23 protein-coding genes and 2 pseudogenes are annotated in these 25036 nt (G+C 62.3%); 6 read left to right on the forward strand and 19 right to left on the reverse strand.

The features are described 5' to 3' along the window. Positions 1-120: 120 nt before the first annotated feature. Both BPRO_RS19275 and BPRO_RS30535 read right to left on the reverse strand, forming a co-directional pair. Entirely contained in the window at positions 121-1233 is a 1113-nt protein-coding gene (locus BPRO_RS19275; RefSeq protein ID WP_011484747.1) for a CapA family protein, read from the reverse strand. Between the two features lie 42 nt (positions 1234-1275). Further along, positions 1276-1404: pseudogene (locus tag BPRO_RS30535) on the reverse strand (3-oxoacyl-ACP reductase); the annotation flags it as partial. Here BPRO_RS30535 and BPRO_RS19280 point away from each other — a divergent pair. Beyond that, positions 1397-1692 (forward strand): annotated as a pseudogene (locus BPRO_RS19280) (EamA family transporter); the annotation flags it as partial. The pseudogenes BPRO_RS30535 and BPRO_RS19280 sit on opposite strands and share 8 nt — an antisense overlap. A gap of 116 nt (positions 1693-1808) precedes the next feature. Here the strand turns inward: BPRO_RS19280 and BPRO_RS29740 are convergent. The 6 genes from BPRO_RS29740 to BPRO_RS19310 form a co-directional block, all read right to left on the reverse strand. After that, positions 1809-2093 (reverse strand): transposase, encoded by a 285-nt coding sequence (locus BPRO_RS29740; RefSeq protein ID WP_369794713.1) that lies wholly within the window; start codon positions 2091-2093, stop codon positions 1809-1811. Between the two features lie 225 nt (positions 2094-2318). Beyond that, entirely contained in the window at positions 2319-2633 is a 315-nt protein-coding gene (locus BPRO_RS29745; RefSeq protein WP_198140949.1) for a winged helix-turn-helix domain-containing protein, read from the reverse strand. Between the two features lie 160 nt (positions 2634-2793). After that, positions 2794-3243 carry a hypothetical protein gene (locus tag BPRO_RS19295; RefSeq protein ID WP_011484749.1) on the reverse strand — a complete coding sequence of 150 codons (450 nt, stop codon included), beginning with the start codon at positions 3241-3243 and terminating at the stop codon, positions 2794-2796. Positions 3244-3338: 95 nt separating this feature from the next. After that, positions 3339-4076, reverse strand: coding sequence for a TerC family protein (locus BPRO_RS19300; protein ID WP_011484750.1), 738 nt, complete (start codon positions 4074-4076; stop codon positions 3339-3341). A 251-nt stretch (positions 4077-4327) separates the two neighbouring features. Next, positions 4328-4735, reverse strand: coding sequence for a cation-transporting P-type ATPase (locus BPRO_RS19305; protein WP_011484751.1), 408 nt, complete (start codon positions 4733-4735; stop codon positions 4328-4330). A gap of 25 nt (positions 4736-4760) precedes the next feature. After that, positions 4761-5192: a universal stress protein gene (locus BPRO_RS19310; protein ID WP_041390057.1), complete on the reverse strand. Its 432-nt coding sequence runs from the start codon at positions 5190-5192 to the stop codon at positions 4761-4763. A gap of 268 nt (positions 5193-5460) precedes the next feature. On the opposite strand from BPRO_RS19310, the gene nhaR reads away from it, so the two are divergent. Then, complete coding sequence (gene nhaR, locus BPRO_RS19315; protein ID WP_011484753.1) at positions 5461-6390, forward strand: transcriptional activator NhaR; 930 nt, start codon at positions 5461-5463, stop codon at positions 6388-6390. Between the two features lie 105 nt (positions 6391-6495). Here the strand turns inward: nhaR and BPRO_RS19320 are convergent, their stop codons facing one another. From BPRO_RS19320 to BPRO_RS19330, 3 genes are all read right to left on the reverse strand, one after another. Continuing rightward, complete coding sequence (locus BPRO_RS19320) at positions 6496-7356, reverse strand: PA4780 family RIO1-like protein kinase (protein WP_011484754.1); 861 nt, start codon at positions 7354-7356, stop codon at positions 6496-6498. A gap of 55 nt (positions 7357-7411) precedes the next feature. Next, complete coding sequence (locus BPRO_RS19325; protein ID WP_041390058.1) at positions 7412-8386, reverse strand: Bug family tripartite tricarboxylate transporter substrate binding protein; 975 nt, start codon at positions 8384-8386, stop codon at positions 7412-7414. Between the two features lie 90 nt (positions 8387-8476). Then, positions 8477-9424 (reverse strand): Bug family tripartite tricarboxylate transporter substrate binding protein, encoded by a 948-nt coding sequence (locus tag BPRO_RS19330; RefSeq protein ID WP_011484756.1) that lies wholly within the window; start codon positions 9422-9424, stop codon positions 8477-8479. Between the two features lie 126 nt (positions 9425-9550). On the opposite strand from BPRO_RS19330, the gene acnA reads away from it, so the two are divergent. The 4 genes from acnA (at position 9551) to BPRO_RS19350 (ending at position 15055) form a co-directional block, all read left to right on the forward strand. Further along, positions 9551-12217: an aconitate hydratase AcnA gene (acnA, locus tag BPRO_RS19335; RefSeq protein WP_011484757.1), complete on the forward strand. Its 2667-nt coding sequence runs from the start codon at positions 9551-9553 to the stop codon at positions 12215-12217. A 32-nt stretch (positions 12218-12249) separates the two neighbouring features. Beyond that, positions 12250-13146 (forward strand): GntR family transcriptional regulator, encoded by an 897-nt coding sequence (locus BPRO_RS19340; RefSeq protein ID WP_041388957.1) that lies wholly within the window; start codon positions 12250-12252, stop codon positions 13144-13146. 73 nt (positions 13147-13219) lie between these two features. Further along, positions 13220-13972 carry an ABC transporter substrate-binding protein gene (locus tag BPRO_RS19345; RefSeq protein WP_011484759.1) on the forward strand — a complete coding sequence of 251 codons (753 nt, stop codon included), beginning with the start codon at positions 13220-13222 and terminating at the stop codon, positions 13970-13972. A 27-nt stretch (positions 13973-13999) separates the two neighbouring features. Beyond that, the gene (locus tag BPRO_RS19350; RefSeq protein WP_011484760.1) at positions 14000-15055 is read left to right on the forward strand and encodes a lactonase family protein; all 1056 of its coding nucleotides are present in this window, start codon (positions 14000-14002) and stop codon (positions 15053-15055) included. Positions 15056-15197: 142 nt separating this feature from the next. On the opposite strand, the gene BPRO_RS19355 is transcribed toward BPRO_RS19350, so the two are convergent. From BPRO_RS19355 to BPRO_RS19390, 8 genes are all read right to left on the reverse strand, one after another. Further along, positions 15198-15743: a hypothetical protein gene (locus BPRO_RS19355; RefSeq protein WP_011484761.1), complete on the reverse strand. Its 546-nt coding sequence runs from the start codon at positions 15741-15743 to the stop codon at positions 15198-15200. Between the two features lie 215 nt (positions 15744-15958). Beyond that, positions 15959-16753: an SDR family oxidoreductase gene (locus BPRO_RS19360; protein ID WP_011484762.1), complete on the reverse strand. Its 795-nt coding sequence runs from the start codon at positions 16751-16753 to the stop codon at positions 15959-15961. 84 nt (positions 16754-16837) lie between these two features. After that, positions 16838-17800, reverse strand: a complete 963-nt coding sequence (locus tag BPRO_RS19365) for a DMT family transporter (protein ID WP_011484763.1) — start codon at positions 17798-17800, stop codon at positions 16838-16840. Between the two features lie 9 nt (positions 17801-17809). After that, complete coding sequence (locus BPRO_RS19370; protein ID WP_041390059.1) at positions 17810-19420, reverse strand: gamma-glutamyltransferase family protein; 1611 nt, start codon at positions 19418-19420, stop codon at positions 17810-17812. A gap of 169 nt (positions 19421-19589) precedes the next feature. After that, the gene (locus tag BPRO_RS19375) at positions 19590-20897 is read right to left on the reverse strand and encodes a DUF3422 family protein (RefSeq protein WP_041390060.1); all 1308 of its coding nucleotides are present in this window, start codon (positions 20895-20897) and stop codon (positions 19590-19592) included. A gap of 111 nt (positions 20898-21008) precedes the next feature. Next, positions 21009-22523 (reverse strand): tripartite tricarboxylate transporter permease, encoded by a 1515-nt coding sequence (locus BPRO_RS19380; RefSeq protein WP_011484766.1) that lies wholly within the window; start codon positions 22521-22523, stop codon positions 21009-21011. An 8-nt stretch (positions 22524-22531) separates the two neighbouring features. Further along, positions 22532-23020: a tripartite tricarboxylate transporter TctB family protein gene (locus BPRO_RS19385; RefSeq protein ID WP_011484767.1), complete on the reverse strand. Its 489-nt coding sequence runs from the start codon at positions 23018-23020 to the stop codon at positions 22532-22534. Between the two features lie 182 nt (positions 23021-23202). Further along, complete coding sequence (locus BPRO_RS19390) at positions 23203-25014, reverse strand: GspE/PulE family protein (RefSeq protein ID WP_011484768.1); 1812 nt, start codon at positions 25012-25014, stop codon at positions 23203-23205. Positions 25015-25036 lie beyond the last annotated feature (22 nt).

The following is a 25036-nucleotide window of genomic DNA, read 5'->3' on the forward strand; positions in this document are numbered from 1 at the left end:
CTACAAGACTCGTGGCGATCAAAGTGACGGCGACGCTGCGGGCCAGGTTTTTATGGCCCCCAAGGGCTGCGCCCGGCCCCCGAGGGGACGCGTCGCCGGTTTGAGGCGGCTCGGCACCGGCTAGGTCCAGCGTAACAGCAGATCTGCGTTGCGCTGCTCCACGCCTGTCCCGAATCGCTGCCCCTCCCGACTCAAAGTCGCCAGCAGCCACGCCGTCTCGTCGTCGGTCGCCCGCTGGATCTGAAAACGCTGGACCCGTATGGGAACCATGGTCAGATTCACGAGGCGACGTGTCTGCGCATCGAGACTCGCAAAATACATCAGCCCCAGACCCGGGCAGTAGCTGTCGTAACCGCCAATCCCTTCATAATCGTTCAGAAGGTCGCCGCAGCCATACAGGATCAGGCGTTCGCAGTACACCTCGATGCCCTTCACATGGTGGGAGGAGTGGCCGAAGATGACATCTACGGCACCAGAATCAATCAGACGCCTGGCAAAGCTGCGCTGCTCGGCGGGCACCTGAAACCCCCAGTTGCCGCCCCAATGAAGCGACACAACCACGATGTCACCCTCTCGCCGCGCTGCAGCCGCTCTGGCGGCCAGCGCCTGCGCCGCCTGTGCCGAGAAGTCGGGTGCACGCGAGACGCCCGCGCGCTCTGCCGTGGCCTCCCAGGAAGGGGGGACGCCGCTGCTGTCGCTGGCCATGGCAAGCACGAGGACCCGCCCTTTGCCGGGCACCTCGATGCAGGCCGGCGCCTCAGCCTCGGCCTGGTTGAGTCCCGCGCCGGTGGTACGCAGCCCGGCACGACGGAGTGTGGCCAGGGTGTCGCTCAGGCCGTCGTAGCCCCAATCCAGGACGTGGTTATTGGCCAGTACACAACAGTCCAGGCCGGCAGCCGTCAGACAGGGCACATTGGCGGGATGCATGCGGTAGTGAATGCCCTTGGCCGGCCAGGGCTCCCCTCGCGCCGTGACGGCGGTCTCCAGGTTGACGATGCGCGCGTGCGGCTGCAGGCGGTTCAGCTCGGCCAGGGCATCGCCCCAGACATAGTCCCAGCCCACCGGACGAGGGATGGGGCCACTTTGGCCTTCCGCCAGCTCGACGTAATCGCGCGCGGACTTGACGAAGGACTCGAACAATTGCGGGTGGACTGGATGAGGCAGGATTTGGTCGATGCCGCGGCCGCACATGACATCACCCGCCAGGAACAGAGTGATTGCTGATATGTCCATCCACCCATGGTCCGCCGACGCGCAGCGCGCGTCAACTGCCCGTCAGTACGTTCCTGGATAGGCCCCGCCATCCGCCAGCACATTCTTCCCCGTCATGCAAGCCGCATGCGTGCGGGACAAAACCGCACAGATCGCACCGAACTCATCGGGCATTCCAAAGCGCTGGTCCGGGTTTTTTGCCGGTAGCGAATGGGCACTGACCGACGCCCACATCAGCTGGGGCTGGCCCCTGGCGACGGCCTGCTCTACGTGGCCATCGGCCCAGCCGTGATCGCCTACCGCTGCTGGGGCATGGGCGTGCAGCGTGTCAGCCCGGCGATTGCCGGCTTTTTCTCCAACCTCACGCCGCTGTTTGCGGCGCTGCTGTCAGCCGCTTTTCTGGGCGAGCTGCCGCAGCTCTATCACGCGCTGGCGTTTTTTCTGATCGTGGGCGGGATTGTGGTGTCGTCGCGGCGGTGATCTAATTTCATTTCTATTGATGTTTTCGTAATTCATGACGCTACACCGTTCGGGCTGAGCCTGTCGAAGCCCTTCGACAAGCTCAGGGAGAACGGTAGTAAGTTGGTCGCCATGATTTATGGAAGTCTCAATAGCATGAGTGAAGCCATGAACGCTCCAATAATCCAAGGCCGCGACACGATGGAGCCCGCTATGTTGGGATCAAGTTCCAAGGTCTTCATCGCAAGTGCCAGGTCACCCGCCAATGCGTCGAGGCTCTTGAAGACCCGGTTATGGAAGAACTTCTCACGTAGCTCATCCCGGGCGTGCTCAATCGGGTTGAGCTCGGGCGCATACGGCGGGGGTTTGAGCAGGTAGATGTTCGCTGGCGCTTTGAGCTTGTCACTGGTGCCCGCCTGCACCGTCAATCAACATGACGATGCGCTCATCAGGATGACGTGCCGAGACTTCGTTCGGAAACAGCTGCATGCACTCGGTATTGACGTGCGGCAGGATCAACCTATCGAGCTCGCCAATGCAGACATCCACCGCCCCATAGGCATAGGTATATTAGTGCGTCAGCATGGCTTGGCAGATTGGGCGTATTGGCTTGGGAACCCAGCACCTGCGCACGTCCGAGATGCGCTTCACAAGCGCGCCTCGTCCTGGAACATCAGCTTGATGGCTTTGCCTTGCGCCCAGTCTCGGCGGATTTCGGCAAGCGTTTGGGGGAGTTTTTTCCACTCATCCTGAGCTTGTGGATCGCTTTGCGGACGGCGCTTGTCGAGGGCGATTTTTCGCCAGTCGAGGCGGTGCAGCAGGTTGTAGGCTGAGGCCAGCGCCACCTCGCGCCCCAGGCGCTGGTCCAGCGCTGCCTTGATCTGGCCGACTACGAGTACACCACCCGTGGCCGCTTGCTCCAAAAAGGGGGTCAGGAACTCGCGCTCTTCTTCCAAGCTCATGTTCTGGCGCTTGCGCCCGGCCTGCGCCCCGGGATGTGCAGCAGCATGGCTAGCCAGGATCACCCCCATTTTCCGCCGGGCCGCCCCAAGGAAAATGAACCCCCTCGGGGGCAACGCCTTACGCGAAGCGAAAAGCGCGAGGGCTATTCCGAGGGGCTATTCAGTCTGTCGCAACAAGCAGTCCCGCGCTCGCCAGCGCTGCAACATAGCCCAGCACGTCGTGGTGTTCCTGGGCCTGCTCGGTCGTGACGGGTTGCAGGTCCTGGCCAAATTTGGGCCGGCGGGCGTCCAGCACACGTGCAACGCCATGTTCCTTGATCAAGGCTTCCGTCTGGGTGGTCAATGTGGTCTGGGCCATCCGTGTCACCACGGTATTGCCCTCTTTTTGCAGGAGAGGCACCAGTTGCGCAAATACTTTCGCCGCCCATTTGCCGCGCCAACTCTCCCGCGCACTGTGTGTTACCCATTTGCTGGCATGGTGCGTCACGCGCGGTGCGCAGGCCACCAGAATCCAGCGGGTCGGACTGCGCGCGTTGCCCTCTGGCAGCATGGGTTGCAGCATGTGCAGGGCATAGCCGGCATCGTCAATATAAACAATGATGTTGTCCATAAAGTTCTCCTTCAGTTATCGTGGTTATAGAAGCTTCGCTGGGTGAAACAAAAAGCCCTGGACCTCCCAGTGGCCTTCGGTGATGCCTTTCACTTTCAATGTGCAATCAGGTCTTTCTCGTTTGCATAGTGTTCGGACTTGTTGCGTCGGGTGGCCCTCCAGCCCGCGCCCAGCACACCCGCTACAGCGAACGCATAGGTAACCCATTGAGCTGCGGTGTGCAGGGTCTCGGCAGACGGCAAAGCACTCGGGCCGCCGTAGATCGGGTCAAGCAGTTGTTCGCCGATGATCATGTTGGCTGCGGTAATCGCCAGAACGGCCGCCCCGAGGTTGATGATGAGGGGAAAACGCGCCACCAGTTTGAGCACCATCGTGCTGCCGAAAACCACGATAGGCACGCTCACCAGCAGGCCGATGATGACCAGGTCAAAGGCACCGTGCGCGGCGCCGGCCACACCCAGAACGTTGTCAATACCCATCAGGGCGTCGGCCACGACGATGGTTTTCATCGCGCCCCAGAATGTGGTCGCGACAGGGCCCTGGTGTTCTCCGCCGCCCTCGTCAGCCAGCAGCTTGTAGGCGATCCACAGCAGGCCCAGGCCGCCCACCAGCATCAGGCCGGGGATCTTGAGCAGCCACACGACGCCCACCGTCATGGCGGAGCGCACCACGATGGCCCCGACCGTACCCCAGACAATCGCTCTTTTCTGAAGGTTGGGTGGCAGATTGCGAGCGGCCAGCGCAATCACGATGGCGTTATCGCCGGCAAGCACCAGGTCAATGAGAATGATCGCCAGCAGGGCCGACCACCAGGGGGCTGTAAATAGTTCCAATTTTCACACTCCATATCAAGTTCGGACATGGAAATCCGACGCGCGGATTTCCGGCTTCGTTCAAACCGGACAGGTATGTGAGTGGTGCGGCTCGGGTGATGCCGCGAACGCCTCGATCAAACCTGTGCAGGTTTCAATCGAAGGTCTGGCTCGATATGCAGTGTCTCCGCATATCCAGCAAGCCGGAAGTGTGAACTTCGGAATGACGACTTGCTGTGGCGATTTTGCTGTGGTATCTGTTATCGAATGTGTCAGCAAAACGAGGGAGTTACTCCCCTTCGTTCCTTCATTGGACAGTAAAAATAGATTATTTGCAAGCCCAGGGCGCGGCTGAGGTGTTTTGTCTGCGTCTTTGACTCCTGAAAGACTCCGACCACAGCGTTGAGCACCACAATGAACAAGATGGCAACGGAGTCGACGTACTCGCCGAGTGCGAGTGAAATCGCCGCAGCAATGATCAGAATGATCACAAGGAAATTTTTGAACTGATCCCACAGCAGCGCCAAAAAGCCCGGCCGTGGCCGCTCGGTCAGTTCGTTGGCACCAAACTTTGCGAGTCGCTCCTGTGCTTGTACCTGGGTCAGACCGCGTTTGAGGTGCGTCTCAAAGTCGCTGAGCAGTTCTTCAATCGGTTTGGAGTGGGCTTGCTTGTCATGCATGCCGGACTCCAGAAAAAAGATGCAACTACTTGACGAGCAGCACCGGAATTTTTGAAAGATGGACCACCTTCAGCGTGATCGAACCCATCAGAAACTCACTGAGCGCCCCGCGACCATGGGTGCCCATGACGATTTGATCGCACTTTAGCGTTTCAGCCAGGTGGGTGATCGTTTCTGCGATTTTGCCGACCTCGTGGTGGCACGTGTACTTTGCGCCGGCCGCATCCAGAAGTTCGCATGCCCCCCGCATGAGCTTCACGCTCTCCTCATGGTGAAATGCGGCTACCTGGTCGTGATCGGAAAAACGACTGACGTCATGCGAAAAAGGGGCTTGGACGTTGACCAGATGGATGTCGAGGTCATCCGGATTGGCATAGTGGGCGCGTTTTGAGATAACGAGGGCTACGCCGCGCAGAGCACATTCCGAACCATCCGTCAGGAGTAGTATTTTTTTCATGATGATCTCCTTGTTGAAAACCTGCATAGACCCAACCCGGCCGCTCGGTTCTGGAAATTGTCCTGCCCTTGCTGTCGTCGGGTTTGCTCAACCTGCAAGGCAACAAGGCGCACCAGTTGGGTCTCGGTTGTGATGCTAGGGCGTATCGATACATCTAGCAAGTCGAATTCAATGGCTTAATACATCGAAAAATTCGATGAAACTGGTCTGCGCGCGAAAAGTCGTTTGTGTCTCGCTCTCGCACGCTGGGCAGTTGATGGGGAACACTTTGGCCGTACTTAACTTCAAGCATTTGCGCTATTTCTGGATGGTTGCAAAGACTGGCAGCATTGCCCGCGCATCCGAGCAACTGTGCCTCACGCCGCAGTCCATCAGTGGCCAGCTGAGCAAGTTTGAGGCGAAGCTGGGCATTGAATTGTTTCGCCGATCCGGGCGTAACCGTGAGTTGACCGACGCCGGACGGCGCATTCTGAGCTACGCGGAAGAGATCTTCTCGATTGGTGACGAACTCCTCGAGGTGCTTCATAACCAGGGGGCGAAAAAGACCTTGCCCTTCCAGGTGGGGATCGCCGATTCCGTCACAAAGTCCGTCGCTTACCGGCTTGTGGAACCGGCGCTCAAGCAAAGGCAAGGGGAGCCGATGCGGCTGGTTTGCCGCGAGGGACGCTTGCCTTCCTTGCTGGCGGAGTTGGCTATAGATCGACTTGACATGATCATTGCGGACCGACCCATGCCGGCAAACCTGAATGTTCGCGGCTACAGCCACCTGCTCGGCGAGAGTGGGCTGACGGTGTTCGGTACCCCCAGCCTGGTGAAAGAGCTGAAAGGCAGTTTTCCGGCCATGCTCGATAACACTGCGTTCTTGCTCCCCGGTGAAGATGCCGCCATTCGGCCGAAACTTGAGCAGTGGTTCAAGGTTAACAATTTGCGGCCCCACATCGTCGGTGAATTTGATGACAGTGCTCTGATGAAGGCCTTCGGACAAGCGGGGGCCGGACTATTTGCCGCACCAACAGCCATCGTTGATCAGGTTTGCGAACAGCACCAAGTGGTCGAAATCGGCCGTATCGATTCGGTGGTCGAGAACCTGTACGCCATCACGACCGAACGCCGGCTCACCCACCCTGCGGTTGTGACGATCAGCAAGACGGCCAAAGAGGGTATTTTTGGCCCGATCAGCCAAAATCGATTCAGGTGATGGGTTTAGCCGCCGACAGGCCAAGGCGACCACCAGACGCCAGCGGCCTGCGTGGAGAAGGCGTTTCAGAAATACCTGGAGACATTAGGCGACTGACCAGCCCCATCACCCAACAGCCTGCATACGCACCCGCCGCGCCGCTTCCTCGGCACGCGCATCGTCAATCTCGCGCATCACGCCACCCATATCCACCGCCCCGACCTTGCGCTCAAACCGGCCGGTGAGAACCACCTCAGGGTCCAGCACGCCGCGTTCATACAAGGCCCATATCTCCGGGCCAAAGTCGGTATGCAGCAGCTCGGGTGCAAAGCGGCCAAAAAAGCCGCGCAGGTTATCCACGTCGCGCAGCAGCATGCGTTTGGCGTGGTTGTTGCCGGCGGCGTCCACGGCCTGGGGCAGGTCGATGATCACCGGGCCGTCCACACCCTGTTCGCTGCCCAGCAGGATGTTGAACTCCGACAGGTCGCCATGCACGACGCCGGCGCACAGCATGCGCACCACCTCGATCAACAGCGTCCCGTGGTGCGTGCGCGCCTGCTCGGGTGTGAACTCCACGTCATTGAGCCGCGGGGCGGCGTCGCCGTGCTCGTCGGTCACCAGCTCCATCAGCAACACGCCGTCGCAGAAATTGTGGGGCCGGGGCACGCGCACGCCAGCGGCGGCCAGGCGATACAGCGCATCAACCTCGGCGCTTTGCCAGGCGGCCTCCTGCGCCTGCCGGCCAAAACGGGTGCCCTTGGCCATGGCGCGGGCCTGGCGGGTGTTTTTGACCTTGCGGTTTTCGGTGTAATCAACCGCCTGCCGGAAGCTGCGCTCCGTGGCCTCCTTGTAGACCTTGGCGCAGCGGGTTTCGCCGCCAGAGCGCACCACGTAGACCATGGCCTCCTTGCCGCTCATGAGCTGACGCACGACTGTGTCGATCAGACCTTCCTCAATCAATGACTGCAGTCGCTTGGGTGGTTTCATGGACCCATTTTGCACTGTGGCCGCAGGGCTCCCTGCCGCGCGTCAATGTGCCCGCCTACTCCAGCTTGATGCCGGCCACCTTCACGAGCGCTGCCCAGCGCTTGTTCTCGGCCGCTATAAACGCCGCAAACTCCTCGGGCGTGCCGCCACCGATCACGTTGCCGGGGCCGGCAATTTTTTCCCGGATATCGGGCAAGGCCAGCGCACTGTTGTAGGCCTCGTTGAGTTTGCGGACCACGGCGGGCGACAGCCCCTTGGGCCCAATCAGGCCGAGCCAGTTTGAAACCGTGGCCTGCGGGTAGCCAAGCTCGGCCATGGTCGGCACATCGGGCAGGCTGGGCAAGCGCTTGTCGCTGGTGACAGCAAGGGGGCGTGTCTTGCCGGCCTGGATCGAGGGCAGGGCCGCATAGGTTTGCTCGAACATCAAGTCCACCTCGCCCGCCAGCAGCGCACCGGCGGCCGGACCGCCCCCCTTGTACGGCACGGACAGCATGAAGATGCCCGCCGTCTGCTTGAACAACTCGGCGCTCAGATGATGCGCGCCGCCCGCGCCGGCGTTGCCGATAGTCAACAAGCCTGGCTTGGCCTTCGCCGCAGCGACGACGTCTTTCACCGACTTGAAGGGCTTGTCGGTGCGGGTGACGAGCACCAGCGGCGCCTTTTCGATCAGGACGATGGGCGTGAAGTCCTTGACCGCGTCGAACGGCACCTTGGGGTAGATAGCCGCATTCACCGCCATCGGGCCCATCGCGCCTATGCCCAGCGTGTAGCCATCCGTGGCGGCACGCGCGACGAAGTCGTGGCCGATGTTGCCGCTGGCACCGGGTTTGTTCTCAATGATGATGCTCTTGCCCAGGGTTTTGGCAACCTCCACGCCCAGCATGCGGGCGCGGATGTCGTTGTTGCCGCCAGCGGCATAAGCCACGACCACGGTCACGGGCTTGGCTGGATAGTCTTGCGACAGCGCGGGCAGAGCGGCCAGGCAGCCCAGCAGGAGGCCGGAAATTTTCAGAAAGGTCTTGCGATGCATGAAGGTCTCCTGGTTGAAGGTCATGTGGAAAAAGAAAAACGAAAGGACGGAAAAAGAGGAAGAAGGAGGGAAAGAAATGGAGGCTGCGGCCTATTCCGCCGTGATGTTGGCCGTTCTGACAATGCGTTCGAACTGCACGGCCTCGGTCTTGATGAAGTCACGAAACTCCTGCGCCGTCATGGGAGCGGGCTCTCCGCCCTGCTCCCGGAGTTTTTTCGCCAATTCAGGATCACGCAAGGCCTGCGTGACCGCCGCATTGAGCTTTTGCTGCACGGCGTCTGGCGTGCCGGCCGGCGCAAACAGGCCGAACCAGTTTTCCAGCTGGTACCTGGCCAGCGGCTTGTACTCGGCGATGGCAGGGATGTCGGGCGCAAAACTGGCGCGCCTGGCCGAGGTCACGGCGATGGCCTTGACCTTGCCGCTCTGGATGAAGCCCTTGGCCGCGGTGTAGCTGACAAAGGTCATGTCGACCGTGCCCGAGGTGACGTCAATCAATTGACCTGCCGCGCCCCGATAGGGAATGTGAACCATGTGGATACCGGCAAGCTCCTCCAGCAGTTCGCCGTTGAGGTGCTGGGGGTTGCCGACACCGCTGGTCGAATAAGACAGCTTGCCGGGGTTCTTTTTGGCGTGCGCTATCAACTCCTCCATGTTCTTGACCGGAAGGGTCGGGCTGGTGACCAGCACATTGGGAATGCGCGTCACCAGGGTGATCGGCGCCAGGTCTTTCGCCGGCGTGTACTGCATCCGGCCCTTGTAGACAAAGGGATTGATGGCGGTTTCACCCGCCGAACCCAACAAAAGCGTGTAGCCGTCGGGCACAGCCCTCACCACGGCTTGCGCGCCAATCATGCCGCTGCCGCCGGCCTTGTTGTCCACCACGATGGACTGCTTCAGCGAGACACGAAGCTTTTCGGCAAGCAGGCGCGCGATCGTGTCGACGCCCCCGCCTGCTGAAAAAGGCACCACGAGGGTGATGGGCTTGCCGGGATAGTCCTGGGCCTGCACCCCGGCCGAGCTGGCCAGGCCTGCGGCCATCAAAAGGCCCTGGAAAACGAAACGACGGGGAAGTTGCACGGGAAAGCTCCTTGAATGAGGCTGGAATTTGCGTCTAGGGTTTGTGCTTAATTGCATTTTATTGCGTTAATATGCAAAATACACACTATGGAAAACACCTACAAATTTCCCGAAGGACAACTTTTCGTCAACGGCCAGGCGCATGCGCTGGTCGACTTGCCCGCCTTGTGTGGGGAGCGCCTGGGGCGCTTGCCCGTGGTGCTGCGCCTGCTGCTGGAAAACGCCGTGCGCAATATGCAGGGTGACGAGCGGCAGGCCGCAGTGGACGCAGTTTTTGCATGGCTGGAGCACGGCACCAGCGAGGCCGAACTGGCCTTTCAGCCCGGCCGTGTCTTGATGCACGACACCACCAGCACGCCTGCGCTGGTCGACATTGCGGCCATGCGCAACGCGCTCGACGAGGCAGGGGTCGACCCTTCGGTACTCAATCCCGGCCTGCCCGTCGATGTCTCCATCGACCATTCGCTGGCGGTGGAGGTGTATGCGCAGCGCGACGCGGTCACGCTGAATCTGCAGCACGAGATCCGCCGCAACGGCGAGCGCTACCGCTTTTTGCGCTGGGCGTCCCGCGTGCTCAGCGGCGTGCGCATTCACCCGCCGGGCACCGGCATCATGCACACCATCAACCTGGAGCAACTGGCGACGGTGGTGACGACCGAAGAGCGCGGCGGCAGGCTGTGGGCCGTGCCCGACATGATGATAGGCACCGACAGCCACACCCCCATGATCAACGGCATTGGCGTGCTGGGCTGGGGCGTGGGCGGGCTGGAGGCCCAAACGGTGATGTTTGGCATGCCGACCATGCTGCGCATTCCGGATGTGATTGGCGTGCGGCTCACCGGCCGGCTGCCGCCGGCCGCGCAGTCCACCGACCTGGCGCTGACGGTGACGCTGCGGCTGCGCCAGATCGGTGTCTCGGGGGAATTCGTGGAGTTTTACGGCCCGGGTGTCGCGACGCTGAGCGCGGGCGACCGGTCCGTGGTGGCCAACATGGCGCCTGAGTACGGCGCGACCACGGGCTTCTTCGCCGTGGACCAGCGCACGCTGGACTACCTGCGCAACACCGGACGCAGGGAAGACGCCATCGCGCTGGTGGAGGCCTACACCCGGCGCACCGGACTGTGGTTCGACCCCGAAGCCGAGCCGCGCTACACCCGCACGATCGAGATCGACCTCCAGACGATTGGCATGCACGTGGCCGGCCCCCGCCGTCCGCAGGACCTGCTGGACTATTCGGAAACGCCCCAAGCGCTGGCGGCGGTGGGATTTGTGCCGCCGGCGCCCAGCGCCGACATGCCGCGGCATCCCGTGGCCATTGCCGCCATCACCAGTTGCACCAATACCTCTGACCCGCGCCTGCTGATTGCCGCCGGGCTGCTCGCACGCAAGGCGCGCGCGTTCGGCCTCAAGGCGCCGCCGTGGGTCAAGACTTCCCTGGCGCCCGGGTCACCCGCTGCCGCGTCCTACCTGGAACGGGCGGGACTGCGCGACGACCTGTCCGCCGTCGGCTTCGACATCGTGGGCTACGGCTGCACCACCTGCATCGGCAATCCGGGCCCGCTCACGGAGGCGATCCGCCAGGCGCAGGCGGCAGGCCACAGCAAGGCGGTGGCCGTGCTGTCCGGCAACCGCAACTTTCCGGGACGCGTGCATCCCGACCTCGAACTGAGCTTCATCATGTCGCCGCCGCTGGTCGTGGCTTTTGCTTTGGCAGGTGACGCGGAGCGAAACCTTCGCCTTGATCCGGTACAAACCACGCCGGACGGCCGGCAGGTGTTCCTCAAGGACTTGTGGCCCACGCGCGAGGAAATTGATGCGCACCTGGCGCTGGCCGGCGACCCGTCCGACTACCGGCGCGACTTCGAGATCGCCAGCCGCCATCCGCTCTGGCACGCCCTGAAGGCGCCCGACACGCCGCTGTTCCCCTGGGATGCGCGGTCCACCACGCTGCGCCGCCCGCCCTTTGCGGCGGTCACGGAGGGCAGCCTGCTCGGCCGCTACAGCGCCTATCCCCTGCTGGTGCTGGGCGACGACATCACCACCGACCACATTTCACCGGCCAGCGCCATTCCACCGGACAGCCTGGTGGCGGACTTTCTGGTTGAACGCGGCGACAACCGCCAGGATCTGAATGTCTTTGCCTCGCGGCGCGGCAACTGGGAGGTGATGGTGCGTGCAGCCTTCCACAACAAGACGCTGGTCAACCTGCTCAAGCCGGAGGTGCCGCTGGCCCACACCCTGCATGTGCCCAGCGGTGAGGTGCAGCCGATATGGGAGGTCGCGCAGCGCTACCGGGAGGACGGCGACCCGGTCGTACTGGTGGCCGGTGAGCGCTATGGCACCGGCTCTTCACGCGACTGGGCGGCCAAGGGCCAGCGACTGCTCGGGATCCGGGCGGTGCTGGCGGCGAGCTTTGAACGCATCCACCGTTCCAACCTGATCGGCATGGGGATTCTGCCGCTGCGGCTGCCGCCGGGCGTTAATCCGCACACGCTGCAACTGCAGCCCGGCGACCAACTCGAGATTGATGCCGACCCGCAGCACCTGGCGCCGCGCTGCAGTGTGGCGGTGCGCATCCGCCGTCTCAACGGAAGTACCCAGGCCCTGCTGGCCACGGCCGCCGTGGAGACACAGCTTGAAGTGCAGTTGCTGCGCGACGGCGGGGTCATACCCTCGATTTTGGGCAAGACGATCGCGGCGCAGGGTACCCGCGCCAAGGCCAGGGCGGCGGTAACGGCAACCAGCCCATGTTGAGCATACGCATTCAGGGGCAGAATACCGGCTCTATGAAGACCGAAAAATCCATAGCTGTCCAGATCATCGAGTTTATCCAGGCCGAAGGGCTGACGATTGGCGACCATCTGCCGGCACAACTGCTGGCCGACCGCTTGCGCGTGTCACGCTCCCCCATCAATGAAGCCCTGTGCCTGCTGCATGAAAAAGGCGTGCTGAGCCGCGAGCGCAACCGGGGCTACTTTCTGGCGAAATCGGTCACCCAGCCCGTGGCCGACCTGGCCGAGCAGTGGGGACTGGACGAATCGGATGTCGTGACCACCGTTTACTTCAAGATAGCCGACGACCGGCTCAAGGGCCTGCTGTCCGATGAATTCTCGGAAAGTCTGATCAAGAACCGCTACGGCCTGACCGCGGCACAGCTTCAGGCCGTGCTCAGCCGCATTTCCCAGGAGGGCTGGGCAAACAGGAAACCCGGCTATGGCTGGGTCTTCTCGTCCATGCTGACCACGCCAGACAGCCTGCTGCAGTCCTACCGTCTCCGGCTGGCGCTGGAGCCGGCAGCCCTGCTGGAACCGGGCTACCGGCTCGATCCGCAAGTGCTGGCGCGTTGCCGCGCCGCCGAACTGCACTTGCTGGAGGGCGGCATCGAAACCGACACGGCGGACCAGCTGCATGAGCGCGGCGTTCGTTTCCATGAGTCGCTGGTGGAGGCCTCGGGCAACCCCTTCTTCATCGACACGATACGCCGCGTCAACCGCGTGCGCCGTCTGCTGTCTTATCGCTCGATGCAAAACCGCAAACGCTATAAAGAACACTGCCTTCAGCATCTGGGCGTGCTTGAACTTCTTGAAAAAGGCCGCAACGAAGAAGCCTCCGAGGCTTTGCGCAGTCACTTGCTCAGCACCCTGAAAAATCTGGGAGAAATCAGTGACCTGCTCAAATCCTGAGGCCGCTTTTCATTGTCAGCAGCTCATTTTCGCGTTACCCCCTTTTGACTTTTGAACGTATCAGGAACTCGCCATGAACATTCCATCGCAGATCATCAAAGCATTCACGCCAACAGGCAAGCTGCGGGCCTCCATCAACCTGGGCAACCCCATCCTCGCCAACAGCGATGCTGCAACGGGTGAGCCCGTCGGCGTGTCGATCGACCTGGCGCGGGCTTTCGCCGAACGGCTTGGCGTCGGGATCGAATTGGTGGTGTTCGACACCGCGGGAAAATCCGTGGATGCCGTGACCCAGGAGCAGGCGGATATCGGGTTCTTTGCGATTGATCCGCTGCGTGGCGAGGGAATATCCTTCACAGCCCCCTATGTGCTGATTGAAGGCAGCTACATGGTGCCCCAGGACTCACCGATTCAGGCCAATGACGAGGTCGATCGCCCGGGTCATCGGGTCACGGTCGGCAAGGGCAGTGCCTACGACCTGTACCTGAGCCGGGAACTTCGCGAGGCGCAGATCGTGCGGGCACCGACGTCCCCGACCGTCGTGGATATCTTCGTGGCGCAGGGCCTGGAGGTGGCGGCAGGCGTCAGGCAGCAACTGGAAGGGGACGCCAGGCGCTTTCCCGGCCTGCGACTCCTGCCTGGCCGTTTCATGGTGATCCAGCAGGCCATGGGCACACCCAAAGGTCGCGGGCATGAAACGGCGGAGCTCTTGCGCCAATACGTCGAGGACATGAAAGCCAGCGGTTTTGTGGCCAAGGCACTGGCCCGCCACGGCATCCAGGGTGCTTCGGTCGCGCCCCCCTCCGCCGCTGCCGCTGCGCAGTGACCCGACCCGGCTCGCAAGGACCACACCATGTACGCCTATGTCGGCTCGCGCACCACGCGCGAGCGAAATGCCCGCGGAGAGGGCATCAGCGTCTTCAAGGTTACCCCCGCCACCGGGCAACTGGAACGGGTGCAAGTGGTCGCGGACCTGGTCAATCCATCCTTCCTGGCCCGCAATCGCAGAGGTGATGCGCTCTATGCGGTGCACGGAGACCGGCAGGAGGTGAGCGCATTCCGGATAGATCCAGCCGACGGCACCCTGCACTTTCTGAATCGGCAGAGTTGCCAGGGCAACAACCCTGTCCACCTGGCGCTGGACCCGACCGAACGTTGCCTGGTCGTGTCCAACCATTTGAGCGGCAGTCTCGCGGTGCTGCCGGTAGCCGCAGATGGTTCGCTGGGTGAGGTGAGCCAGGTCGTCCAGCTGGAAGGCACGCCGGGCCCGCACAAGACCGAGCAGCCTTTTTCAAAGCCGCACTTCAATCCCTTCGATCCGGGCGGCCGCTTTGTTGTCGTACCCGACAAGGGCCTGGACCGCATGTTCTGCTTCCGGTTCGCCAACGGCCAGCTGCAACCCGCCGCGCGGGCTTCGGTAGCGACGCGCGAAAACGCAGGACCGCGCCACCTCGCCTTTCATCCGAAAGAGCCCTTCGCCTATGTGGTGAACGAGCTGGACTCCAGCGTGACCGCTTATCGTTTCAGCGCAGAAACGGGTGATCTGGAACCCATGCAGGTTCTGTCTGCCCTGCCCGATCATTTCACCGGCAACAGCCGCGCCTCGGGCATCGTCGTGGACCATGCGGGGCGCACGCTTTACGCCTCCAACCGGGGCTATGACAGCATTGCGATCTTCCGGATTGAGCCGGGCACGGGGCGCCTGGCATTCATGGGTACCCAGGCGTCAGAGGGACGGACACCCCGGTTTTTCACGTTAAGCCCCGACGGACGCATCCTCTTCGTACTCAACGAAGACAGCGACAGCATTGTGCCCTTCACCGTGCACGAGAGCTCCGGCCCGCTGAGGTCCACGGGGCTGTCGGTGCCCTGCGGCAGCCCGGTCTGCATGGTGTTTTCACCGTCATAACAAAAATCCCACAGGCGCCGGCTGGCTCCCCATGGGGTTTTCATGTCTGGATGAAGCGCCGCTCCTTCACCGCGACAAGCGCAGCTGCGGCAGCAGGCACGAGGGCCGGGTCAACTCGACGCCGAACCCCGCGCAGCAGTCATCACATCGAACCGAGGTCCTGGATGGCATCGACCACCATGCTGGTGCCTATGGCGATCAGCAGGATGTCACTCGCGACCCGAACATACTTGTAGCCGGAAGGAGGAACGCCGAGGCGTACCGTCACGGCCTGTGGCACGGGATAAAAGACGACGTCGCCCGGCAATGGCTGACCCATCGCCCATTTTTTGGCCTGGCCGGGAGGCATGCAGCCATTGTTCTTCTTGGCCAGTCCCGGTGGGCACCGACCGGTTTTGGCTTGCCCGACGTAGTACTCACGCACCGCCACGCGCTGATGGTCCGCAAAAAAACCACCGATCCGAACCTCTGTCCGGGTGACCTGGTTTTTCTGCCCTGATCCCTGCACTGTTCCCTGAACGGCTCCCGACCCTTTTCCTTCTTTTTGATTCTTTTTCTCATGCTTTTGGCCTTTACCGCCACCTTCTCCTGCCCATTCTGGTTTTTCTGCCATGGCTCCACCGCAAAGCAGGGAAGCTGCAAGAAGCAGCGTTTGGGCGCGTGCGAGAGAAAAATTGAGGGATTTCATGGGATCTCCATTTTTAAGAATTAGACATGCGGTCCGGCGACGCTTCATCTGCAATGCTTCGACGCAGCAATACGCCTATCGTGTCTAACGAACAAGCATAGGCAATAGTTGACAAAAGCGCATGTAGGACGAGTTCGCCAGGCGCGGCTTGAGGCAGGCGTCCCGCCGCAGGCCACCTGGCACCGTTCGTTTGTAGTACGTTTCCAGTACGTTTTTCAGTACGTTCCCGGATAGGCGCCGCCGTCGGCCAGCACGTTCTGGCCCGTCATGTAGCCCGCATGCGCGCTGCACAAAAATGCGCAGATGGCGCCAAACTCTTCGGACGTTCCGAAACGCTGGGCTGGAATGCTCTTGCGACGCGCGTCCATGATCGCTTCCAGCGGCTGGCCGGTTTTCTGCGCCGCGCCGCTCATGGTTCCCCGAAGCCGGTCCGTGTCAAATGCGCCGGGCAGCAGGTTGTTGATGGTCACGCCCTGCCCAGCCAGCTTGCTGCGCGCCACGCCGGCAACAAAACCGGTCAGGCCGCTGCGGGCGCCGTTGGACAAGCCGAGGATATCGATGGGCGACTTGACGGCGCTGGAGGTGATGTTGACGATGCGGCCAAAACCGCGCGCCGCCATGCCGTCCACCGTGGCCTTGATCAATTCGATGGGCGTCAGCATGTTGGCATCGACGGCCTTGATCCAGGCGTCGCGGTCCCAGTCGCGGAAGTCACCCGGTGGCGGACCACCGGCATTGGTGACCACGATATCGAAATCCTTGCGCACCGCAAAAACCGCGGCGCGGCCTTCGGGTGTGGTGATGTCTGCGGCAACAAATTGCACATCAGGGCTGTCGTGGCGGGTGTTGTCAGCTATTAATTTGTCAGCAGCGGCCTCCAGCGCCGCGGCGCCGCGCGCCACGATGAGCACGTTCACGCCTTCATGCACCAGCGCTTGCGCGCAACCGAAGCCCAGACCCTTGCTGGCGCCGCAGACCAGCGCCCATTTGCCTGCAATACCCAAATCCATAATCGTTCCTTGCTTGAAAGTTACTGGCGAATCAGTGAATGGCCCATGATACTGAGTTGCGTCGAATCTCGGGGGCCGGGGAAATCAGGTTCTGGCGGCCGCGCGCGAAAAGACAAAGATGCCGGCAATCACCAGCACCGTGCCCGCCGCCACCCAGGCGGTGAAGGGCTCGCCCAGAATCAGCACGCCCATCAGGATGGTCGACATGGGCCCCACCATCCCCGTTTGCGCCGCCATGCTGGCGCCAATGCGTTCTATCGCCATCATCACCATCAATACCGGCGCAGCCGTGCACAGGGTGGCGTTGAGCAGCGACAGCCAGATCACCTCGGGCGCCACCACGGCAGCGCTCATCGGCCTGAGCACCGCAAACTGCAGCAGGCATAACAGGCAGGCCACCGTGGTCGCCAGCCCGACCAGCCGCAGGGCACCCAGGCGCCTGACCAGCTCGCCGCTGTAAACCAGGTACACCGCGTAGCTGACGGCGCTGAGAAAGACCAGCAGCGCGCCCCAGGCGGCGTCCGCACCCTGCAAGGTGATCTCATGGCCAAACACCAGCACCACACCGCTGTAGCTGATCGCCATGCCAACGAGCTGCCCGGCCGCCACGCGGCGCTGGTACATGACCAGGCCCAGCAGCAGGACCAGGGTGGGATTGAGGTAAAGAATCAGCCGCTCCAACGAAGCGGTGACGTAGGCCAGGCCGGCAAAGTCCAGAAAACTCGCCAGGTAGTAGCCGGTGAATCCGAGCCCGAGCACCCCCAGCCAGTCCTTGCGCGTCAGCGGCGCCCTGCGGCCGCCGCCCTGTCGATACGTGGCCCACCAGGCCATGACGGCAAAGATCGGCAGCGCAAACAGCATCCGGTACATGATCAGCGTGACCGCATCCACGCCGTAACGGTAGGCGAGCTTGACGATGATGGCCTTGCCGCTGAAGGCAATCGCGCCGAAGATGGCGAGCAACAGGCCGGATGCTATGTTTTTTGCAGCTTTATGTTCTTGTGCTTCCTGGCTTGCAGGCGCTGTTGACTCTGAAATATCGCTCAAGATGCGCTTTTAGAAACCCACGGCCTGGCCATCGCGACGGGCGTCGCTCGCCGACACATAGCCTTCCACTTTGGGGTTGCCGGCGCGCCAGATGAACTGGCCGGCGCCGAAGTCCTGGTAGGAGTCGTTGATGACCTCCATGCGGTGGCCGCGCCCGGCCAGCCCCTGGACGGTCGCTGGGTTCATCGCGGCTTCGACGTTGATTTCAAGGCCCTCGTTGTAGCGCCAGCGCGGTGCATCGCAGGCCACCTGCGGGCTCTGCCTATAGTCCAGCATGCGCACCAGTGTCTGCAGGTGGCCCTGCGGCTGCATGTTGGCGCCCATCACGCCGAAGCTCATCACGGGCTGGCCGTCCTTGCTGAGGAAGGCCGGGATGATGGTGTGAAAGGGCCGCTTGCCGGGTGCAACCTGGTTGACGCCGGCCTGCACGCTGAAGCCATGGCCGCGGTTTTGCAGGCTGATGCCAAATTCAGGCTCGACACAGCCCGAGCCAAAGCCCATGTAGTTGCTCTGGATGAAGCTCACCATCATGCCGTCTTCGTCGGCGGCGGTGAGGTAAATCGTGCCGCCCTTGACCGGATTGCCAGCGCCAAAGTCCTGTGCCTTTTTCATGTCGATGAGTTTGGCACGGGATGCCAGGTAGGCGTCATCGAGCATTTGCGCGGCCGTCACCTCCATTGACGACGGCTCGGCCACATACCGGTACACGTCGGCAAATGCCAGCTTCATGGCTTCAATCTGCAGATGCTGCGAATCCACACCATCGACGGGCAGGCCGGCGACGTCGAACTTGTCCAGGATGCCCAGCGCAATCAGGGCCGCAATGCCTTGCCCGTTGGGGGGAATCTCGTGCAGGGTGTAGCCGCGGTAGTCCTTGGTGATGGGCTGGATCCATTCAGGCTGGTAGGCTTCAAAATCTTTCGCCGTGATGCTGCCCCCGTTTTGCGCGGAGAATTTTTCAATGGCGTGGGCGATCTCGCCGCCGTAATACGCGGCGCCCCGGGTCTGGGCGATGGCCCGCAGGGCTTTGGCCGCCGCCTTGAACTGGAACAGCTCGCCCACCTTGGGCGCCCGGCCCCAGGGCAGGAAGGCACCGGCAAAACCGGGCTGCGACTGCAACTCGGCCGTAGCGGCCGCCCACTTCTGCTGCACCACCGGCGACAGAAGATAGCCGCGCTCGGCGATTTCAATGGCAGGCTCCATCAGGTCGGCGAACGGCAGCTTACCAAAACGCTCACTCAGGGCAACCCAGCTCGCCACGGCGCCGGGCACGCTGACTGAATCCATCCCGCGCTTGGGTGGCGTGGTGGCGCTGTCACCGTATTTGCGCTTGAAGTACTCGGGCGTCCAGCTCTGCGGCGCGCGGCCCGAGGCGTTCAGGCCATGCATGTCCTTGCCGTCCCACAGGATGCAGAAAGAATCGCTCCCCAGACCATTGCTGACCGGCTCCACGATGGCCATGGCGGCGGCGGCCGCAATGGCTGCATCCACCGCATTGCCCCCCTTGAGCAGCATGCGCAGGCCGGCCTGCGCGCCCAGCGGATGGGACGTGGAAACCACATTGCGCGCAAACAGGGGAATACGGGTCGAGGTGTAGGGGTTGCTGAAGTTGAAGTCCATCACGGGATTATCAAGGGTTTGAAACAGGATGGTGGCAATGTCTGGCACACCTCACGTGCCCACGAAAGAGTGCCTTCAGGGATAGGCGTGCGAAGTTGCCGAGACAGTGAATCATCAGTCTGAAAAAAAAAAGCGCCCGGAGGCGGCAACCGGCAGGGGCAGAAGGCTTTCAAGCTTCCCCGGGGTGCTGTTCCACAATTTTCCGGTGCAGTTTTCGCATGGACCACCACACAGCCGCAGCCACCAGCGGTATGGCCAGTGCGGCCGTGCTTTCGCCGCTCCACGGCCAGCCCAGTGCCTGCGCTCCCTTGGCCATGTAGGCAATGAGGCCGACGGTGTAATAGGTGATGGCGGCCACGGACAGGCCCTCGACCGCGGTCTGCAGCTTGAGCTGCACGCCTTGGCGCTGGTTCATGGTGGCCAGCAGCGCCTGGCTGCTCTGCTGCTGGTCAATTTCGACCCGGGTGCGCAGCAGGTTGCTGATGCGTGAAACCCGCTGCGACAAGGCGTCCTGCCGGCGCGCGGCCCACTCGCAGGTACTGCGCGCCGGTGTGAGGCGGCGGTCCATGAATTCACGGATGGTCTGCAGGCCTGGCAGCCGGGCCTCCGCAATGTCGTCAATGCGCTTGTCCACCAGCTCGAAATACGCCGCACTGGCCGAAAACCGCGAGTGGGTGGCCGCATGCTGGCTTTCCACCTGGCCGGCCAGTTTGGTCAGGCGATCCAGCAGCACGGGTTCGTCGTTGGGCGTGGCGCTGCGAATCGACTGCGCCAGTTCGGCCAGCTCGCGCTCGGCATAGGCCAGCACGCTGTAGGCCTCGCGCGCCGCCGGCAGACCCAGCAGCGCGGCCATGCGGTAGGTTTCAATCTCGATGAGGCGCTGCACCAGCCGGCCCAGGCGGCGCGGCGTCAGGCTGCCGGCCAGCACCACCATGCGGGAAAAGCCATCGGCATGAATGCTCAGATCGGTGTAGACCTCGCCGTTGCCGTCGGCCACCGAGGAGCCGATCAGGGTGTCTTCCTGCAACACGCGCCGGGACAGCGTCGAAGCACCCAGGCTGTGCATGGGCAAGGCCCACAGGTGCAGCGCCGCGAGGCATTGGCCGGGCAAGCCGGCGAGCCAGTCCTGCGGCACGACGGCGATGGCGGCGACGGGCTCGCGCTGGTCGAGGTCGTCAAGCTCGACCGGGTGCGTGAAGGTCCAGGAAACAAACTCGGTGTGCAGCTCCCAGCGGATGCGAAACGGCCCCACTTCCATGCGGATGTGGGTAGACGCCAGGTCAGGCTGGGGAAGATGGTGGTCGCGCAGCAAGGCAGCCACATGGGCGCGGCTGGCCTCGCGCTGGGCAGCGTCGCACACCATCACCACGTGTGAAATGGCCAGGGGAGCAGTCATCGCCTCGGGCGGGCGGGCATGGATTTCGTTGTGCAGCGCCGTTCTTTGCGGATGCTGCTGCAGGTGGTTGTTCTGTTGCATGATGACCTTTTTCATCCGCATTGTGGCCCAGAGTGGTTACAGCACGGGTACAAGCCCCATAAAAAACGGCGCCCGAAGGCGCCGTCTTTTAGGGATGGAAAACTGGGAAAATCAGTCTTCTTCGTGGAACGCTTCTTCGCGTTTGTTTTTCACCGCCGGCAGCAGCACGATCAGCAGCAGCAGCCCCCCGGCGGCCAGCAAGCCGGCTGACAGCGGACGCGTGACAAACACGCTCCAGTCACCCCGGGACAGCAGCAGCGCGCGGCGCAGGTTTTCTTCCATCATGGGGCCCAAAATAAAGCCCAGCAGCAGCGGCGCGGGTTCTGCGCCCAACTTGACGAAGATGTAGCCGATCACGCCAAAAATACCCACCATCCAGATGTCCCAGGTGTTGTTGTTGGTGGAGTACACACCAATCGCACAGAACAGCACAATCGCCGGGAACAGGTAGCGGTAAGGCACCGTCAGCAGCTTGATCCACATGCCGATCAGCGGCAGGTTCAGGATGATCAGCATCGCGTTGCCGATCCACATCGAGGCGATCAGGCCCCAGAACAGCTCGGGGTTGCTGGTCATCACCTGCGGGCCTGGCTGGATGTTGTGGATCGTCATGGCGCCCACCATCAGCGCCATCACGGCGTTCGGCGGAATACCCAGGGTCAGCAGCGGAATAAACGAGGTCTGCGCGCCGGCATTGTTGGCCGACTCAGGACCGGCCACACCGCGGATGTTGCCCTGGCCGAAGGGAACTTCGCCCGGCTTCATCTTCAATTTCTTTTCCAGCGCATAGGCGGCAAAAGCAGACAGCAGTGCGCCACCACCGGGCAAAATCCCGAGGGACGAACCGAGCAAGGTACCGCGCAGCATGGCCGGCACCATATCCTTGAAATCCTGTTTCGTCGGAAACAGGCCCGACACCTTGGCGGTGAACACTTCGCGCTCATGCTCGGGCTGCGCCAGGTTGCTGATGATCTCGCCGTAGCCGAAGACGCCCATGGCAATCACGACAAAGCCGATACCGTCGGTCAACTCAGGCACATCGAAACTGAAGCGAGCCACGCCCGAATTCACGTCGGTGCCGATGAGACCAAGCAACAGGCCCAGCACAATCATGGCGACCGCCTTGAGCAACGAGCCCGATGCCAACACCACCGCACCAATCAGGCCCAGCACCATCAGCGAGAAATACTCGGCAGGGCCAAACTTGAAAGCCAGTTCGGTCAGCGGCGGTGCAAAGGCCGCCAGGACCAGCGTGCCCACGCAACCGGCGAAGAACGAACCCAGTCCGGCAGCGGCCAGCGCTGGCCCCGCTCGGCCTTTTCGGGCCATCTGGTAGCCGTCAATACAGGTCACCACCGAGGAAGACTCGCCCGGCAGGTTCACCAGAATGGCGGTGGTCGAGCCACCGTACTGGGCACCGTAATAAATACCGGCCAGCATGATCAGCGCGGACACCGGCGGCAAGGCGTAGGTGGCCGGCAGCAGCATGGCAATGGTGGCCACCGGGCCGATGCCGGGCAGAACACCGATCAGCGTACCCAGGATACAGCCAGCCAGCGCGTATAGCAGGTTGATCGGCGTGAAAGCCACGCCAAAGCCCAGCGACAAATTTGCAATGAGATCCATTTTTTTCCTTAGCCGGTGATGAAGGCAGGCCACACCGGGAACTGCAGCTTGAGCGCAACGACGAAAGCCAGGTAGCTGCCGACGGCGAGAACCGTTGCGAGGATGAAAGTTGCCTTGAACTTCCATCCCGCTTCAGCCATGCTGGCAATAAAGGTCAAGGCGTAAATCCCCACAATCATGCCGAAGGCCGGCAGCTTGATGCTGGGCAGGCCCGCCAGCAAAATGCCGAACACGACGTTGGCGGTAATGATCAAAATCAGCGGCTTCCAGGCCCATTTGCCGATTTTGGCGCCGCCCTCGGTCTCAACGACCAGCGCAGTGAAAGTCACTGCGGCTCCGATGCTGGCCAGCAAAATGCCCAGCATGAGCGGAAAGTAGCCGGGGCCCATGCGGGCCCCTGTACCGACGTTGTAGGTGCTCGCACCCCACGCAAAGGCCACGCCCACGGTCATGAACATTAGTCCGCAAAAGAAGTCTTTCTGACTCTTGATATTCACGGGTTGTCTCCTTCGAAAATTAGTTGAACCTGCGGATTGTGCATGCAATCAACCCCGACAGGCATGTGGCTTTCACCTACAGGCCTAAGAACCTGTTTACGATCTAAACGAGGCCCCGTTTAGATCGTAAACAGGTTCTAAAGGCACCCGATTGGGGCGCGCGGGACCTGCTCAGGTCCGGCTCAGGACATCGGCGGGGTGGTGGAGAGGATTTCCTCGATGGTGGTCACCCCTTCCGCCACCTTGAGCGCACCCGCCAGCCGCAACGGGCGCATGCCGTCTGTCACCGCCTGGCGCCGCAGCGCGTCAATATTCGGCTCCCGGGTGACCTTGTCCTTGAAGGCTTCGGTCACCGTCAGCAACTCGTACAGCCCCATCCGACCCAGAAAGCCGGTCATGCGGCAATCGACACAGCCGGCCGGCTTGTAGGGCCGGTAAGCCCCGTTGATTTGCCAGGGTTTGACGACTTCCGCCAACGCTTCACGCGAGCTGCCTTCGTCCTTTTCACGGCATTGCGCGCACAGGGTGCGCACCAGCCGCTGCGCCAGCACGCCCAGCAGCGTGGCGTTGATCAGGTAGGCAGGCACGCCCAGCTCCATCAGGCGCGAGACCGCCGAGGGCGCGTCGTTGGTGTGCAGCGTGCTGAAGACCAGGTGGCCCGTCAGCGCGGCCTGCACGGCCATTTCCGCGGTCTGCAGGTCGCGGATTTCGCCGACCATGATGATGTCGGGGTCCTGCCGCATCAGCGCGCGCAGCCCTTCGGGGAAATCGAAATCCAGGTGCGCCTGCACCTGCGTCTGGTTGAACGCCGGCTCGATCATCTCGATCGGGTCTTCAATCGTGCTGACATTGACCTCTTCAGTCGCCAGACGCTTGAGCGTGGAGTACAGCGTGGTGGTCTTGCCGGAGCCGGTCGGCCCGGTGACTAAAACAATGCCGTAGGGCCGCTTGAGCAGTTGCTCCCAGCGCTCCGCGTCATGCTGCGAAAAACCCAGCGCGTCCAGGTCCTTGACCGTGGTGTCCGGGTCAAAAATCCGCATCACCATCTTTTCGCCGAAGGCCGTGGGCAGGGTTGACAGGCGCATTTCAATTTCGTCGCCGCGCGGGTTGCGGGTCTTGATGCGGCCATCCTGCGGGCGTCGCTTTTCAACCACATCCATACGGCCCAGCAGTTTGATGCGCGCCGTCATGGCGTTGTGCACGCCCATGGGCAACTGGTAGACCGGATGCAGTACACCGTCAATCCGGAAACGGATCACACCCTGCTCGCGCCGCGGCTCCAGGTGGATGTCACTGGCGCGCTGGTCAAAGGCGTACTGCCAGAGCCAGTCCACCACCTGCACCACCCCCTGGTCGTTGGCATCGAGCTGCTTGTTGCTCTTGTTCAGCTCCACCAGCTGCTCAAAGCTGGCCGAGCCCGAGGTGCCGCCCGACTTGAGCGCCGCCCGGACGGATTTGGCCAGCGCAAAAAACTCGGCCGTGTATTTGGCAATTTCCAGCGGATTGGCCACCACCAGGCGCACGCTGCGCTTGGCCTGGCGCTCAACCTCCGCCACCCAGTCCGTGACAAAGGGCTCGGACGTGGCAATCACCACCTCCCGGGGGGTCACCTGCACCGGCAACACCTTGTGCCGCTCGGCATACACCGCTGACATGGTGTCGGCCACCTTGCCCACATCCACCTTCAGCGGGTCAATCCTCAGGTAGTTGAGATCGGCCCGGCCGGCCAGCCACTGGGCAATGGTTTCGATGTCGAGCGGCTTGCCGTCGGCCACGCGCACCATGCTGACACTGGCCAGCCGGATCAGGGGAGCCTGGGCGCTTTGCACCTGTGAGCAGCGCGCAATGGTGCGCTGCGCCTCGGCGCTGCTGATCACGCCGTCTTCACTGAGCCACTCGACCAGCTTGCGCCAGTCGAGCGGGCCGGCATGGACTTTTTTACCCTGAGAGTCCCGCGAGGAAGTGGGGCGTGGGGGGGGTATCACGGCGCTCATGGATGGCACTGTACCCGATCCA

The sequence above is a fragment of the Polaromonas sp. JS666 genome (genome assembly GCF_000013865.1).
In the GTDB taxonomy this organism is placed as follows: Bacteria; Pseudomonadota; Gammaproteobacteria; order Burkholderiales; family Burkholderiaceae_C; genus Polaromonas.